This is a genomic window from Polynucleobacter sp. AP-Titi-500A-B4 (genome assembly GCF_018688095.1).
GTDB lineage: Bacteria > Pseudomonadota > Gammaproteobacteria > Burkholderiales > Burkholderiaceae > Polynucleobacter.
This window is the reverse complement of the sequence record NZ_CP061311.1, coordinates 1185732-1202189: the sequence shown is the minus strand read 5'-3', so window position 1 is coordinate 1202189 and position 16458 is coordinate 1185732. Positions and strand designations below refer to the sequence as shown.

Annotated in this window: 11 protein-coding genes; 8 read left to right on the top strand and 3 right to left on the bottom strand. The window is 43.4% G+C overall.

The features are described 5' to 3' along the window. Positions 1 to 1892 (top strand): calcium-binding protein (locus FD968_RS06170; RefSeq protein WP_215364686.1); only part of this gene is annotated, 1892 nt, incomplete at its 5' end. A gap of 25 nt (positions 1893 to 1917) precedes the next feature. Here FD968_RS06170 and FD968_RS06165 read toward each other — a convergent pair. Both FD968_RS06165 and FD968_RS06160 read right to left on the bottom strand, forming a co-directional pair. Continuing rightward, positions 1918 to 2721, bottom strand: a complete 804-nt coding sequence (locus FD968_RS06165; protein WP_215364683.1) for a 3',5'-cyclic-nucleotide phosphodiesterase — start codon at positions 2719 to 2721, stop codon at positions 1918 to 1920. Positions 2722 to 2733: 12 nt separating this feature from the next. Continuing rightward, positions 2734 to 4998 (bottom strand): CHASE2 domain-containing protein, encoded by a 2265-nt coding sequence (locus FD968_RS06160; RefSeq protein ID WP_215364681.1) that lies wholly within the window; start codon positions 4996 to 4998, stop codon positions 2734 to 2736. Between the two features lie 137 nt (positions 4999 to 5135). On the opposite strand from FD968_RS06160, the gene FD968_RS06155 reads away from it, so the two are divergent. From FD968_RS06155 to FD968_RS06140, 4 genes are all read left to right on the top strand, one after another. Then, the gene (locus tag FD968_RS06155) at positions 5136 to 6146 is read left to right on the top strand and encodes a tetratricopeptide repeat protein (RefSeq protein ID WP_215364678.1); all 1011 of its coding nucleotides are present in this window, start codon (positions 5136 to 5138) and stop codon (positions 6144 to 6146) included. Between the two features lie 179 nt (positions 6147 to 6325). After that, entirely contained in the window at positions 6326 to 8071 is a 1746-nt protein-coding gene (locus tag FD968_RS06150) for a type I secretion system permease/ATPase (protein ID WP_215364675.1), read from the top strand. Beyond that, complete coding sequence (locus tag FD968_RS06145; protein ID WP_251367516.1) at positions 8068 to 9297, top strand: HlyD family efflux transporter periplasmic adaptor subunit; 1230 nt, start codon at positions 8068 to 8070, stop codon at positions 9295 to 9297. The genes FD968_RS06150 and FD968_RS06145 overlap by 4 nt, the downstream gene beginning before the upstream one ends. 2 nt (positions 9298 to 9299) lie before the next feature. Continuing rightward, positions 9300 to 10649 carry a TolC family outer membrane protein gene (locus tag FD968_RS06140; protein ID WP_215364672.1) on the top strand — a complete coding sequence of 450 codons (1350 nt, stop codon included), beginning with the start codon at positions 9300 to 9302 and terminating at the stop codon, positions 10647 to 10649. Positions 10650 to 10681: 32 nt separating this feature from the next. Here the strand turns inward: FD968_RS06140 and FD968_RS06135 are convergent, their stop codons facing one another. Further along, positions 10682 to 11407, bottom strand: coding sequence for a response regulator (locus tag FD968_RS06135; RefSeq protein WP_215364669.1), 726 nt, complete (start codon positions 11405 to 11407; stop codon positions 10682 to 10684). Positions 11408 to 11688: 281 nt separating this feature from the next. On the opposite strand from FD968_RS06135, the gene FD968_RS06130 reads away from it, so the two are divergent. Genes FD968_RS06130 through FD968_RS06120 form a run of 3 tightly spaced genes read left to right on the top strand, consistent with a single transcriptional unit; the run spans position 11689 to position 16396 of the window. Continuing rightward, positions 11689 to 13188 carry a GGDEF domain-containing protein gene (locus FD968_RS06130; protein ID WP_215364666.1) on the top strand — a complete coding sequence of 500 codons (1500 nt, stop codon included), beginning with the start codon at positions 11689 to 11691 and terminating at the stop codon, positions 13186 to 13188. An 11-nt stretch (positions 13189 to 13199) separates the two neighbouring features. Beyond that, positions 13200 to 14942, top strand: a complete 1743-nt coding sequence (locus FD968_RS06125) for an HD domain-containing phosphohydrolase (RefSeq protein ID WP_215364664.1) — start codon at positions 13200 to 13202, stop codon at positions 14940 to 14942. Beyond that, on the top strand, positions 14939 to 16396 hold the full coding sequence (locus FD968_RS06120) for a cyclic nucleotide-binding domain-containing protein (RefSeq protein WP_215364661.1): 1458 nt from the start codon (positions 14939 to 14941) through the stop codon (positions 16394 to 16396). The genes FD968_RS06125 and FD968_RS06120 overlap by 4 nt, the downstream gene beginning before the upstream one ends. Positions 16397 to 16458: the final 62 nt, after the last annotated feature.

Here is a 16458-nt window from a genome sequence, read left to right as displayed (position 1 = left end):
CAGTGACCTTAACAGCGAACCCCAACTATGAAACGAAGGCTGCCTATAGCTTTAACGTCGTAGCCACCGACGCTGCTGGTAATGCAAGTAATAAGGCGGTAAGCCTGGCGATTACGAACGTTAATGACACAGCCCAAGCTTACGATAACTATTCTCAGGCTACGATTACAACCTCAGTATCTTCAGGTACTGTTGCAACGACTCTGCTGGATAATTTCTCAACAGCATCTGCTTCATGGGGTTCTGCCTTTACTACCTCTGGTGGATCAGCAAACGTTCAAATTGATAATAATTTAACTGGTAATAATATTCTCAATGCTGCTACTGACAAGTGGGGTGTAAGTACTTTGAGTGGTACAACGTCAGATGCAGGTATTAATGGTACTGGTGCTGCGGCGTTACTCCGCCTTACTGACAATAACGGTAACACCACAGGTGCTGCAAGCGTCATTACTCCACAATTTGTAGTTACCTCCTCAAATCTTGGCGCTCTGAAGTTTGATGCTTATATTGCCAATAATGGAACAGGCGATCTTGCCACCTGGACCTTGTATAAGTTGGCTGCGGATAACACAACCTGGAATGCACTTACTGGTACTGGATTTACTGGCAGCATAACAGCCACAGCTAGCACAACGATTACAAGCTCTACTTTAAGTGTTGGCACGTATCGTTTAATGCTATCTGCGGATGACAAGTCAACTGGAGGCAATAGTTTACGTTTAAGTGTTGATAACTTTAACTTAGATCTCACGCCACAAATTACCAATACAGCCGTGACCCATGCTACTGGAAATATTCTCACTACCGGGAATAACTTTATTGGCAGCACAGATAGTTGGGGTTCAATTGATGTAGCTGCGGCCAATACCACCCTCAGTATTTTGAGTGGTGCAAGTTTTGTTGATGCAACTTCATCTGGAGTATCTGTCACGGGTCAATATGGCACTCTTATTTTGAAAAATGATGGCACATATGATTACACACCAACTGCATCTGTAGGTAACGTTGGCTTGCAAGAAGTATTTACTTATAAGCTGACCAATCCTGGTGGCGATGTTTCAACGGCTAATCTGGTAATCGATTTGGTTAATTCTGTATCGATGCCAAGTAGTGTCTCTGCAGGTACTGCCGCAGCAGATGTGGTGCTTGGTACTTCTGGCGCTGATTCTATTTCAGGCTTGGCAGGCTCAGATCACCTTGAAGGTTTAGCTGGTGCAGATACAATTTTGGGTGGTGATGGTAACGATATCATTATTGGTGGTCTAGGTCTTGATAGCCTTACCGGCGGTGCTGGACAGGATACCTTTGCCTACACCTCACTATTGGACGGTAAAGATAAGATTACCGACTTTAGTGTGACTGATGGTGACCGCGTAGACTTGAGCCACTTGCTGAATGATTACTCTACGACTTTACTAGGTACATCTACAAATCCTGCAAATGTCCAGGCAGTGATTGGTATTGTGAGCCAGGCTACGGCCGCTACATCAACTACCACTCTGTCTGTACAAATTGGTGGTGTCACATACGAAATGGCTGCGCTTAGTGGGGTAGAGTCAGGAGTACCTGATTTATTGGCTAGTCCAAATAGTGGTCATACTCTTGCAAATGAACTCAGTGGCGCAAGCTGGACTGATGTGGTTGATATCACTAGCTTGGCAGGCGGCCCTTCATCTATTACTGCGCAGGGCGGCTCACTCTCCAATACTTATAACGCTACTGGTGGTGACTGGACTGTCATTATTAAATCGGGTACTGCCACTGTGGACACAGCGAATAAGCAAATTGTGTTCTCAACCGATCATGCTGGTAATGAGGCTGTGATTGTGACGGCAGATGGTACACAACATGACATTACTCACGTTGATAAGATTCAGTGGCATGGCTAATTGAATGAAGCTGGAAAGCAGGTTATTAAAAAGTAATAATCTGGTTTCTGGCTAATTCAGAAATGCGCTTCTTGATCGATACATCAATAGTTGTGGACTGGGCAATCTCTTCAACAATCGATTTACCGCCATCCGGCTTTAGGTGAGACACCCAAATTTGAGTATGAGGACTTTGTAGATTCTTAAGCTCACTTGCCAATAGACTAGGGCACAAATGCCCAGAAAGCCCTGCTAGGGTTTCTTCAGAATCCGTAAACGAAGTCTCAATCAAAAGATGTTTGAGATTTTTGATTGAGTTAACTGCATCCCAAAATGCGCTGCTAGGACCAGTGTCACCGCTGAAGATGAGCGATGCATCGCCCGAATGAATGGCGTAACCAATTGCAGGAATGCTGTGACTAACCGGTAGCGAGCGAATCGTTCGGTTTAGATTTTCTGTAGAGGCAATTGCCACTGTCTCGCCAATTTGGATTGGATGAAACTTCAAAAAGGGCTTAGCCTCACTAGGAATCTTTGTGAAGTCTGGCCAAATGATGTTGTTAAAAATGTGCTGCTTTAGCGCTTCTATCGTTTCCGGAATTCCATAAACCGTTAAAGGCTTGCTGCGACTAGCGCCTACCGCATCTAGAATAAAAGGAATGCTGCAGATATGATCTAAGTGACTGTGGGTTAAAAAGACGGAGTCAATCGCTCTTAGCTGGTCGAGCGATAGATCGCTGACACCAGTACCTGCATCAATTAGGATGTCTTGGTCTAGCAGGAAGGAGGTAGTACGCAGCTCTGCGCCAATGCCACCACTACACCCTAGAATATGTAATTTGCTAGTCATGCTTTATTTTAATTACTTCTTGGTAAAGGTGAAGCTGCCATCCCAACCGTATCCGGGAGGGTTATCGCGTAAATGATCAATGCGATCTAAATACAGCATATAAAGTACCTCACCTGTAGCTGCATGATCTGCCAATAAAATCTCAAACTGACTTTCTGCCTCATCCCACTGTTGGGCTCTATAGCTTGCTAAAGCGTTATTAAAGAGGGTTAGGGCGGTTAAATTTGCCTCAGAAACTTTACCTTGAAAGCCTAATGGTTCATAAATAGTTACGGCAATATCTTTGCCCTTGACTTTAACCTTGTCTAGTTCGCGAACAATGAGATCTGGAAGGTGTTTTTGGGTTTCTTCACCAATGATGATGGCAACCCCATATTCTTTGGTAATGCCTTCTAGGCGAGAGGCTAGGTTCACGGCATCACCCATGACTGTATAAGCAAGACGGATCTCAGAACCCATATTACCAACGCTAACCTTACCTGAATTTAGGCCAATGCCAACCTTAATAGGCGGCCAATTTCTTTTCACAAATTCAATATTGAGTTCTTCCATTGCTTTGAGCATTTCAAATGCAGAGATAACGCCTTGGCGTGCATGATCAGCATCTGAGATTGGTGCACCCCAAAATGCCATGATGCAATCACCCATGTACTTATCAATTGTGCCCCGATTTTTATAGATCACTTTTGTGAAAGGTGTGAGGAAGGCATTAATAAATTCAGAAAGTGTTTTGGCATCCAGACTTTCGGAGATGGTGGTAAATCCCCTGACGTCGCTAAACAAAATTGTGAGCTCGCGACTTTCGCCTTCCATACTAAAGTTAGCTGGATTCTGAGCCATTTCATCTACTAACTCAGGAGGTACATACTGTCCAAATAAGCCGGTGATAAGACGCTTGCTACGGGATTCAATGAAATAGCCATAAGCGATATTGATTAAATAAATCAACAGTAAGCTACTGAGTAGTGCTGCTAAGGGCATCACAATCCCGGCTTGGTACACATAGAGATTGAGCCATGTGACTGCGCCAAGAGCGCTAAAGGAAAGCAGAGTTCCCCACATTGGGCTTAAGGCAGGCAGGATGAGCGCCATTAACAACCCTGAAATGAGAATGAGAATGAGGTTGGCGGCATACGTCCATAAGGGGGCTTGCTTAATCGTTCCATCCAATATTCCGGTAATGAGATTGGCGTGTATCTCAACTCCTGGATAAGCATTACCTACTGGAGTTGCTCTTAGGTCAAGAAGACCGGGCGCAGTAGTACCCACCAGAATAATTTTTCCTTCTAATTTTTCTTTCGGAACAGATTTATTCAATACATCAGAAGCTGAAATATATTCAAAACTTTTGTAGGGACCACGATAGGGGATGAAGCTCGTTAACTCCACATCAATGGGAAGCAGTGCGCCACCAACGTCCAAGAACTCTAAACCGCCCAAGGTGTTTTTATCTGCTCCATTAGCAAAAATCTCTTTTATGGGCATGCTACCTAAGAGGGTTCTTGCGCTTGCTAGGCTTAAGGATTGGTAAAAGTGATCACGGTATTCAACCAACATGGGAATGCGTCTAATAATGCCGTCGCTATCAATGATTGGGTTAATGTGGCCTCCATCCGAAGCAAGCTTTTGAAGACTATTTAAATTCCCAGTGAAGCCTTCCCGAATCATTGGGCTAACTAAAGTTATAGGTAATTGTTCACTGGTCATCACAGGCTCTGAGAGAGAGCCTTTATGGCTAGTGTCGCCGGGATTTAAAAAAGTGAAGCCCAAGACAACGGGCCGATCTTTCATGCTCTGAGCAAACTTCGCATCAAAATCTAAACTAGGTTTAATGCGCTCATATTGGGACTTCAATTTCTGATCGCCTTTGAAGTCGCTATTAACCATCTTCTCTAGTACGCGCATTCCTGAGGATTCATCGCGCTCTGAAAAGATGACATCAAAGGCCGTCAGTGAGACGTTATAGTCATCAAAAAGACGATCTAGCAATAAAGCCAAGCGGTCTCTAGGCCACGGCCAGCGGCCTTCTCCGCCTAGCTCCCGTTCTCGCAAGCTTTTTTCATCGATATCAATAATGACGACTCTGGGATCGACGCCTCCAGGAGCGGTAAGGCGGAGACGAACGTCATAAATCATTCCGTCAAGGCGATCAATGAGGGGCAGGGGGATCCAGCCACCAGCCTGAGAGGCAAAAAGGATTGCAAATAAAAATCCTAATGCAACTCTTGGCAGCTTTCTTTTAAGACCTTGAATAAATTGCATTTTCGGACTGTTCATTTGAGAATGATAGCGCTGAATGTAAAAAGGAATAGCAAGAAAATCTGGTTGAAATAGCCCTTGCGCAACAAATAGGGAATGCTATATTGAATTCATATTTACACCCATACCTTTTTATACGTTAGCAGTGAGCTGATATGCCTAAAAAAATAATTGCCTCTGATTCCTCCAAAGTCGAGAAAGTCCCCCCTAAGAAGGTCGCCACAAAGACAGCAGTAAAGACTGCCGCAAGGAAAGTAAGCAAAGAAACGGACGTCCCTGCATCAGGGAAATCTAAGCCTAAATCAGCCAAAAAAAAATCCGCCCCTAAAGCTGCTCAGACAGGTTCCATCAAGAAAGTTTCTGGAAAAGATAAGTCAACCGAGGCAGATCTCTTTGCTAAGGCAATCCAACTGCATATGGAGGGCAAGCTCAAAGAGGCTTGGGCTAAGTATCAAGAGCTCATTACGCTTGTCCCAAATCATTTTGATGCTTTGCATTCTATGGGTCTGATTGCGGCGCAGATGGGAGACTTTCCTAAGGCTGGTGAATTATTTAAAAACGCAATTCAAATACACCCAAAAAATCCAGTTCCGTACAACAATTTGGCTAATGTGTACTCCAGCTCGAAGCAATACCAGCTTGCCTTAGAGAGCTATAACCAGGCCATTACTCTTGAGCCAAATTATGCTGATGCATTAAATAATCGCGGAATCTTATTAGCCAGCTTGAGACAGACTCAAGCAGCTATTGAAAATTTTGTAAAGGCAATACGGCTTAGGCCAAATTATGCAGAGGCACATTTTCATTTAGCAAATGCATATGCCTCTAGCAATCAAATGGAGTCAGCTATCAAGCACTATCAGGAGGCGCTTACACTCAACCCTCAAAATGCTGCTGCATTTAATAATCAAGGAGTAGTTTTGCGGGCACTTAATAAGCCTCAAGATGCGTTGATCTCATTTGAGCAGGCTATCAAAGTCAAGGCGGATTACGCTGAGGCTTTTAATAACAAGGCAGTGGTACTGGTAGATCTAGGTCAACTGAAGTTGGCTCTGGAAAGTTATGACAAAGCCATTCTGCTTAGGCCACAGTATGAAGATGCGATTCGAGGAAGAGAGCAGTTGATCGCAATGCAAAAGTCAAAACGCAAGGCTTCAACACACTAAATTAGTAGAAAACTACTAATTTTATTAGTTCGAATTTCTATTGCCTCTACTAGGAAAACGGTAGAACAACACTATCAACTAATTGGCCTGAAGTGTCTATTCTCTAGGCATGTCAATTAATCAGGCTCATTTCATGAGTATTGCTGAGCATCTTTGCTTTGCTGGCCTTAAGTCGTCCAATGAAAAAGTATCTTAAGCCTCCTTCAGCGGACAACGAAATCCTCTCTGTCTTGTATAGCTACAAGAAGATTTTCCGTTCGGTTGGATTTTTTACAGCCTGTATGAACTTGCTTTTATTGGTCCCTTCAATTTACATGCTCGAGGTCTATGATCGTGTCTTGACGAGTCGCAATGAATTCACATTGCTGATGCTATCTCTCATCATGCTCTTGCTATATGTTATCTATGCAGCTTTAGATGCTATCCGCAGTCATACCGTGATTGAAATTGGTAAAAAAATTGATGCAGAATTAAATAACAGAACTTATGTTGCAGCATTCGAGCAGAATCTAAAGGTTAGAGGCGGTAATGCAGGGCAGGCATTAAACGATCTAACAACAATTCGCCAGTTTGTCACTGGACCATCGCTTTATGCATTTTTCGATGCTCCTTGGTTTCCGTTTTACTTGATTGTGATTTTTCTCTTTAACTTTTGGTTAGGGGTCTTTTCAACAGTTTGTGTATTGATATTGATTGTGGTTGCAGTGCTTAATGAAATGCTGACACACGAGCCTTTATCTGAGGCCAGCACCCTGGCTGTTATGTCTTCCAATATTGCTGGCAATAATTTACGTCAATCTGAAGTGCTTGAGTCTATGGGCATGTTGCCCAATGTGCAGAAGCGTTGGTACAAGCTCCATAGCCAGTTTTTAGAAATGCAGGCCATTGCAAGTCAGCGCGCCGCCTCTATGGGTGCCGTCACAAAGTTCTTTAGAACCCTGATGCAGTCATTAGCATTGGGGTTCGCGGCATTTCTGGTTTTGGAAAATAGCTTGTCACCAGGAATGATGATTGCAGCAACCATTTTGCTTGGCAAGGCATTAAGCCCAGTTGAAATGGTGATTGGCGTATGGAGACAGTGGCGTGGGGTAACGAGTGCTTATGATCGCCTAAAAAAATTATTGAGCGATAACCCTCCCAGAATTCCTGGGATGAGTTTGCCTAAGCCCGAGGGCTACTTATCGATGGAGCATGTTTTTGCCGCACCACCAGGCGTGCAAAAGGCTGTCATCAAAGATATTACTTTTAGTATTGCGCCGGGCGATATTCTTGGGGTGATAGGTCCAAGTGCTTCTGGGAAATCTACCTTAGCTAGGGTTGCGGTTGGTATTTGGCCATCCACACCCAATTGCGCACGGATTGATGGAGCTGATGTTTATCGCTGGAATAAAGATGAGCTTGGGCCCTCCATTGGATATATGCCACAAGATATTGAAGTCTTTCCTGGTACTGTGAGTGAAAACATTGCGCGCTTTACCGAATTCAAGTCTGAGGATGTCATTGAGGCAGCGAAATCTGCGGGTGTCCATGAAATGGTGCTTCAGTTTCCGGAGGGCTATGACACCAGAATCGGGGATGGTGGAATTGGCTTATCAGGCGGTCAGAAACAAAGACTGGCTTTGGCTAGAGCTTTATATGGCAAGCCCAATATTATTGTTTTAGATGAGCCTAATTCAAATCTAGATGAAGCAGGTGAGGCCGCTCTTATTAAGGCAATAGTGCAGGCACAGGCACGAAAGGCTACTGTTGTTCTCATTACACATCGTGTGCCAGTGCTGAAGGTCACTACCAAATTACTATTGCTACAAGAAGGTGCTTTAAAAATCTTTGGACCTACCCCTGAAGTATTGGCAGCTCTTCAAGCACCACCACAAGCACCTCAAAATCAGATTGCAGGCATGAAGCCAGCGGGTGAGCAGTCATGATTCGATTGCTCGCACGTCTCATTCAAAAGCTGTGGATCTTTTTCTCTGGCACAGTGATCTATCGATTTTTTACTAAATTATTCTCAAGACTTGATCAAGTCATGAGAGAGAGTTGTGGGCCTATTGTTGGTCGGTGGTATGCCACCGTTGCTGGCTGGATCAAGATCATCATCGATGATCTAGCGGAGTCTGTAAAGCGCTGGCTCAATTGGTGGACTGCTGAGCGTGACGAAAATTATTATGCTTGGCTAGGGTGGCAAGTGGTGATATGGGGATTTGGCGGCGCTATTTTGTGGGCCTGTATTGCCCCGATTGAGAAGGGGGTCTCCACAACAGGTTGGGTCATTACCGACAGCAACCGTAAGGCAATTCAACCAGCTTCCCCAGGCATTGTGGATGAGATTCTCGTCAAAGAGGGTCAGACCGTTAAGGCTGGTCAGGTTCTAATTCGCTTAAATCCTATTAATGCCAAAGCACAAGCAAATGCTACTCGAGAATCTATTAGCGGGCTTGAGGCGCAGGCCAATGGTTTGGCTCAGTCAATTGCGCAGAAAAAACAACAATCGGCGCTACTTGAGCGTCAATTAACAGGATTGCGTGAACTAGCCATAGACGGATACCTACCAAAGAATAAAGTTCTCGAGATGGAGCGCCAGCAACTGCAGTTGAAGGGCTCCATATTGGAGGACGAAGGCAACTTAACACGTACCAAAAAGCAAATTGCAGAGCAAACCGAAAGGTTAAATCCTGCTGACTATGATTTGGCAAATACAGAGCTAAGGTCTCCAGTTGATGGACAGGTTGTCAATTTATCCATTTTCACTATAGGCGGAGTTGTTAGTCCGGGAGCCAAGCTTCTGGAAGTGATTCCTAGTAAGGAATCGATGATGGTTGAGGGTCAGCTCCCAGTCCACTTGGTTGACAAGGTACGCGTTGATCTGCCTGTAGAAATGATGTTTACAGCATTCAACATGAATCGTACCCCACATATTCCTGGCACCTTAATTTCTGTTGGCGCTGATCGCATTGTCGATGAAAAAACTGGCGCACCTTATTACAAGATACAAGCTATTACCACTAATAGAGGCGCCAAAATGCTTGGCGATTTGAAGGTAAGACCTGGTATGCCAGTGGAGTTATTTATCAAGACTGGTGAGCAATCAATGATGACTTACTTAATGAAGCCTATATTTGATAGGGCTTATACGGCCATGAGGGAAGATTAGGCGTGAAAAAGCATTTCGCGTTCTCGTCAATATTTCTGCTGGCTATATCAAGTTTAGCTAGCAATGCAGCACAAGCCCTGAACCTTTTTGAGGCTTATGAATTGGCTCTGAGAAATGATCCCGTTTATCGTTCAGCCTCAAAAGATTATGAGGCGGGTATGGAAAATAATCCTATTGGAAGGTCTGCAGTCCTGCCAAAGCTCACCGCTAGCTATAATCAAAATGCCAATCGCGCTACGCAATGGGGAGCCCAATACACTGGCGGTCCAAATATTGCCTATAACTGGAATTACCCCAGTAATTATTCGTATGTACAAGTTGTTCAACCAATTTTTAGTTTGGATGCTTTTGCACGCTGGCGGCAAGGTATTGCTCAGGCTGACCTCAGTCAATCCAAATTTATTTTTAATACCCAAGATTTGCTGCTGCGCGTGTTGCAGGCCTATACGGATGTTCTCTTTTCGCTTGATCAACTGCAATTTCAAACTGCAGAGAGAGATGCATTTTATGAACAATATAAGGCTGCAAAAAGTTTAAATAAGAATGGTGAAGCTTCTGTAACCGATATGTTAGAGGCTGAGGCAGCGTACCAAGTGGCTGATGCCAAATTAGTGGATGCAAAAGATGCTGTCGAAAATGCAAAACGAAAATTAGATAGCATGCTTGGTGAGCCTATGGAGAGCGCATCAAAGCTTAGCAAGTTATCGGGCAACTTCCAATTTATTAACTTGCCAACCACGCGCTTTGAAGATTGGAAGGATAAGGCTTTAGCCAGCAATGCTGAGCTTAAAGCTGCAACCAGTAATGTTGAAATTGCCAAGCAGGAGTATCGAAAAAATCATGGAGCACATTATCCTGTTGTGAATTTGATAGGAGCATTTTCAACTCAGACCTCAAATACTGTGACCAGTATTAACCAAACTTTTAATCAAACCTACGTGGGCGTGCAATTGAATATGCCGCTTTATAGCGGTGGTGAAGTGAACGCTCGAACCAATCAAGCCTATTCAAACTATGAAAAGGCTCAAGCAGATTTTGAAGTAACCAGAGACAAATTGATCACTGAACTGCGTAAACAATACGATTTAGTGGTTTCGGGAAAGCAGAAGGTTCAGGCTCTCAGTAGCGCACAGGAATCTGCTACGCAATTAGTCAAAGCAATGCGGAAAAGTGTCTCGGCTGGGGATAAAATCAATGTGGATGTATTGCTAGCTGAAAAAGGTCTATTCAATACTCGTAGAGATTTAGCTCAAACGAAATACAACTATCTCATTGCCTACTTAAGGCTATGCCAACTAGGTGGAAGCCTTGATGGAGATGATTTTCAAAAGGTGGCTGCCTACTTTAAGTGAGGCCTAGAGCCTGCAATTACAGGCAATATAGATTATTTATCGCTCGAGCGGCGCTTAGGATGCATATTGGGATTGTCAGTTTTCTGGAATTTTCCACAAAATACATAAAGCTCAAGACGGTTACGAACACCAAGTTTGTCATAAATTGATGCAAGATGATTTCGTAATGTATGCTCACTAATGTGTAGCGTCTCTGCAATATCTTTCAGTGTTTTTTCAGAGTAGAGCTGAATAGCACGAGTTACTTTTTCTTCTTTAGAAGTGAGTGTTTTTAGTCTTTTCTGCTCAGAAGATAATTCTTTTGGGGAATTTGCCTGTGCAATTTGCAACAAGATACGAGAGGTTGCATTTCGGTTAAGCCAAAGTTCACCACCATGAATTTTTTCAATTGCCTTGACCAGCGTATCTATCGATTCGGTTTTATTGATAACCCCACGTGCACCTTTAACAACGGCCTGATCGTGAATCTTTGAACTACGGCTACCGGTATAAATAATCACCTTTGCTTTGGTCTTATCTATTAAGGTAGGGATAATCTCAATACCATCTTCTTCATGTAAATCTGGTTCGAGAACAATGATGTCTGGTTTGGATGAAATCGCCAGCTTTAAGGCTTCAATAGAATTTGATGCGGTTGCACAAATTTCAAATCGTTTATCACCTGCCAATAACTGCTTAATCCCCCAAAGCGTAATCTGATGGGGGTCAATAAGCTGAACTTTGATCTGGTCTGGGCTTTTGCTGGAATTCATCAACATCAGCGCAGTGTAACTGTATTTTAGGTTTATGTAGTACTTTTAACCTATATTTTTTCTCATAAAAACTACATTTAGTAGTTAACTACTAATTTGAAAATAGGGGCTCTGATTAATAATGACCGTACTCTACATTAATACCAATAAATCATATCTTTATAAGCTTTAGCTTAATTCCTAAGAAAGCTCCACTTTTGACCCACAGGCGCATTACTTCATTCTTATTCAGCATCTTCGTTTGCATATTATTTTTTGCAGAGCCCGCCTTTGCAATTGAAAAGGTGGTGCTCCAGCTCAAGTGGTCTCATGCTTACCAGTTCGCTGGATATTACGCGGCAAAAGAAATGGGGTACTACGAGTCTGCTGGTCTTGATGTGGATATCAAACCTTTGCAAGCTGGTCAGGATGTAGTTGCCGAAGTAATTTCTGGTCGAGCAAATTATGGTACGGGCACCAGTGGTTTACTCTTGGCGAGACAAGAGGGTGCACCAGTGGTGGTGCTGGCCACTATCTTCCAGCACTCGCCTTATGTGATTATTGCTAAGAGGGTAACTGATAACCAAAGTATTCATGATCTCAGTGGTAAGCCCATTTTATTGAGACGTTTATCAGATGAACTACTGGTCTACCTAAAACGAGAGAAGGTAGGCCTCAAAAATTTAATTCCATCGGCTCCAGGAATGGATACGGTCGAAAAACTCATGAATGGCTCGGTGAGCGCTATCTCGGGTTATATCAGCAATGAACCCTATCGCCTGTCTCAAGCAAAGTTCCCCTTCGATGTCTACAGCCCTCGATCGATTGGTATTGATATGTATGGAGATAATCTCTTTACTTCTAGTAAGGAGATAGATAAAAATATTCAACAAGCTGAGCGTTTTCGGGTTGCTAGTCTGCAAGGCTGGGAATATATCATCAGTCATCCGGAAGAGGCTGCTGCCATTGTTCAAAAATATGCCCCAGAAGAGACCAACAAAAAAATTGCATTTGAACGCGATAAATTAAATCCACTCATTCGGGCAGATCTTGTGCCTGTGGGTTTCATGACCCAAGCGCGTTGGAAACATACAGTAGATATTTATATTGAGGCTGGCAGCTTAAATCCCAATTTTTCATTAGAGGGATTTATTTACGACTCTAGTCCACATAAAAAACTCAATTGGCTCTATAGCGCTCTCACCATTTCTATTATTGTCGGCTTATGTATTTTTGCTGCCGCCTATTATGTCTGGAGGCTCAATCGACGTTTGGCAGTATCGCTTACTCAAGTTCAGCATTTGGCCAATCATGATTCATTAACGGGCCTGCCTAATCGAGCGCTATTTTCTGATCGCCTGCAACGTGCCATATTGAAAGCCCGTCGTGAAAAGACGCTCTTTGCCTTGCTCTTTATTGACATCGATCATTTTAAGAGTATTAATGACCAATTTGGACATGCTGCGGGTGACGAGGTTCTCAAGGCTGCCTGTAATCGGATGATGGCCTGTATCAGAGATTCTGATTCATTGGGCCGCCTCGGTGGAGAAGAGTTTGTTATCCTCCTAGAGGATCTTCGCGTCCCTGAAGATGCACTAGAAATTGCGAAGAAGATTCAGTCAGCAATTGCGCTGGGCGTATCTGTTGGCGGTGAGTTAATTGATACCACCATTAGCGTGGGTATCTCGATTTACCCTAATGACGCCGATTCGGAAGAGGGCCTATTTAAACGGGCAGATACGGCCATGTATCGCTCTAAGATGAATGGTAGAAATTCCATTCATTTGTACGCTGAAACTCCCCAATAGGAAGTAAAAAAATGGAATTATTCAACTTCGTTTTTTACATCTCTATGGCAGTAGTGACCTTAGTGATTTTTCTAGGAGCTATCAGCCACAAAGAGTTTCGTTCTCAATATCAAGATCACCGTTATTGGCCTGCCGCACTTATCCTGATGGCCTTATCGTGTTTTGGCTTCATCATGGCGGGGCTTCAGCCTTTCTTCTTTTTGTCACTTGGTAATACCAGTCTTATTTTTTCTTCCCTTGCCATCTTTTTGTTTATCAAATCGTGGGATCCTGCTAATAATCGATTTCCCTATCGGAATTTTTGGATTGCCTTTGTTGTCTTATTAGTTGCTTATGAATTTTTAAGGATTTACGCCTCCTTTAATACCAGGGTTTACTTTGTCGCCTCTGTATTGGGGATCCTTTCGCTACTTGGTCTGGTTGAGCTTTTCTTGATTCCTAAAGGGGAACAAACAAGACAACATTTAGTTCTCAAGATAGCTTTTTGCATTCACTTGGCGATTGTTGCAATACGTGTATTTGGGATTACGCTGGGAATTAGTGGTGGCACCTCAGTCTCAACCATTTACCAAGAGGGTGCTCTCACGGGCATGCTCCGTGCTTTGGGGGTGGCCTCGAATCTTCTCGTGTATTTGGGAATTAGTAATATTTTGTTAGAGCGAGCTTGGCGTAAGGAGGAGAAAAAATCTGCCAATAATGAATTGCGCATGCTCTCCAGCTTAAATGCACTTGCACATGCTCGTGATAATGAAACAGGTGCACACATTATTCGTACTAAAGCTTATGTCCGACGCTTAGCTACACGCATGAGATCCTTGGGTGTCTATGCAGATGAATTAACTGTGCACACTATAGAGAAGATGTGTCAAGCAGCACCCTTGCACGATATTGGTAAAGTTGGTATTCCTGATTCTATTTTGTATAAAAAGGGCGGTCTGACCAAGGAAGAGTGGGGCGTCATGAAAACCCATACCCTCATTGGCGAGACTGTTTTGAGTTCCACCATGTCACAGTTTCCGGAAGAGGATGTGGGCGACGTGGTGAGCGTTGCGATTCAGATTGCTGATGGCCATCATGAGCAATGGGACGGCAGCGGATATCCACGTGGTTTATCTGGTCAAGCTATTCCTATATCCGCACGGATCATGTCTTTAGCTGATATGTATGACGCCCTCATTAGTGAGCGTGTCTATAAAAAAGAGTGGACTCATGATCAAGCGGTTGCAGAGATCATCTCCAAAAAAGGCACACACTTCGATCCAGCAGTAGTTGAGGCCTTTGTATTGGAGCAAGATCATTTTAAGGAAATTGCGCAAAAGCATAAAGATGATGTGACCGATCTTGCACCTAGCTATCAAATGGTCGATACCGTAGAGCAAAAGCTCAGAAACTCGGAAGAGCGATTTAAATTTCTCTTTAAATATTCACCTATTGGTATGGCGATGGTCGATCATACGACAGGTGATTTCGTCGAGGTCAATGACGCGTTACTGGAATATACCCAATACACCAAAGAAGAGTTCCTCAAGCTCTCTTTTTGGGATATCACCCCTAAAGAATATGAGCAGCAAGAGCAAGAACAAATCGAGACCTTGAATAAAACAGGTTCATTTGGCCCGAACTATAAGGAATACATTCGTAAAGATGGCACTCGTTTTCCGATCTCGATACGTGGTTTCATATTAGCCGATGAAGATGGTCGTAAATTGGTTTGGGGTGTTATCGAAGACCTCTCTAAGCAAGTAGTCAAATGAGCTTTTTAAAGTCACCAGCAATTCTTAAATACTTAGTATGGGTCCTGATGGCCTGTAATTTGCTGCTGATTTCTTGGTTAGATGTTCACACTGGCTCAATATGGGGTTGGACGATTACAGACTTCACGGATTCACACCAGTTCAGTCTGATTGATGTAGCAGCCATCTTTCAGTTTGTGTTATTCGCTATAACTGCTGACGTGGTGATGCGCAGATCAGTTGCTCGCTATAACCACCATTCCAAAAAATCACAGATTCCTGCGATCTTGGTCCAATGTTTCACCATTTTGATCTATGCCATGTTTGGCTTGGCTGGCTTTATCTTGCTATATGACCATTCAGTATCCAATCTTGTGGCGGCATCAGGTGCCATTGGTTTGAGCATCGGTTATGTCTGTAGGGACATGATTTCTGATGTGGTGAATAGCATTGTGATTCAAACGGATGGGCTGATTGCTATCAACGATTGGATTGAAGTCTCGGATAACGGTAGCACTCAATATTACCAAGTCGTACAGTTTGATCGGAGAATGGTCACCTTGCGTAATCGCTTTGATTATTTGGTCAAGATTCCTAATACCCGTTTTATTGGCATGAGCTATGTCAATTTAAGTAAGCAGGACGAAGGCAGGGGCTCCAGAAGAACGCTAGAAATTAAGCTTGACGCCCTCAATCATTCCGAAAAAGTCATGGGGGTATTGAATCTGGTGCTGGAATCAGTCATTAATACTGATTCTGATTTTATGAACTGGCAGTATTGCGGCATTAAATCGCTAGAGTCTGGAAGTGTTACCTATTTAATAGCCTATGAGTGCAAGCCACATTTAAAGCCAATTGATTCTAATTCAAGAATTATGCAGGTAGCGCTGCGCTTCCTGACAGCGGCAGGTATCAATACTGGTAGCTCTATGGAAGTGCAAACCTTAGATAAGTACGAATCTAAAACATCCAATCGTTTTTATGAAATTTATGAGTTCGGCATTCTGAGAGTGATGAGCCATGATGAGGCGATGCAATTATCCAAGACGGCTACTGTCGTTCATTGTTTTAAAGGCGAGCAATTGATTCGTCAAGGAGAGCAGGCTGATAGCATGTTCTTAGTTTCTGAAGGGGCGCTAGAGGTCAAAGTTCCTGGCAAAGATGGCAATGCCATCACAGTAGCGACCCTATGGCCTGGCGACTGCGTTGGAGAAATGTCTCTTTTAACGGGCGCGCCTCGCTCTGCAGATGTCTTCGCAAAAGCAGATGCCGTATTAGTTGAAATCAAAAAAGAAAATATTGCCCCCATCTTGGAATCCAATCTGAGATTGATTGATGAGATCTCCGAATTGCTTGCAAAACGTCAAGCGCATTCTGCTGCCATGGCCAATAACTCTGCTATTAGTGATTTGCGAGAGCAAAGCCAAAATTTAGCCAAAAGGATCTTGGGTTTCTTCTTTAAAGGTTTGCACTAAGTCGCACCCATCTCTGTTCTATAGTCTTTCATCTGGGTTTTGAGAACTCAAGGTATAGTTTG

Coding starts and splice junctions, on each gene's coding strand:
- FD968_RS06165 (WP_215364683.1), bottom strand. CDS start 2,721: ATGACTAGCAAATTACATATTCTAGGGTGTAGTGGTGGCATTGGCGCA.
- FD968_RS06160 (WP_215364681.1), bottom strand. CDS start 4,998: ATGAACAGTCCGAAAATGCAATTTATTCAAGGTCTTAAAAGAAAGCTG.
- FD968_RS06155 (WP_215364678.1), top strand. CDS start 5,136: ATGCCTAAAAAAATAATTGCCTCTGATTCCTCCAAAGTCGAGAAAGTC.
- FD968_RS06150 (WP_215364675.1), top strand. CDS start 6,326: ATGAAAAAGTATCTTAAGCCTCCTTCAGCGGACAACGAAATCCTCTCT.
- FD968_RS06145 (WP_251367516.1), top strand. CDS start 8,068: ATGATTCGATTGCTCGCACGTCTCATTCAAAAGCTGTGGATCTTTTTC.
- FD968_RS06135 (WP_215364669.1), bottom strand. CDS start 11,407: ATGTTGATGAATTCCAGCAAAAGCCCAGACCAGATCAAAGTTCAGCTT.
- FD968_RS06125 (WP_215364664.1), top strand. CDS start 13,200: ATGGAATTATTCAACTTCGTTTTTTACATCTCTATGGCAGTAGTGACC.
- FD968_RS06120 (WP_215364661.1), top strand. CDS start 14,939: ATGAGCTTTTTAAAGTCACCAGCAATTCTTAAATACTTAGTATGGGTC.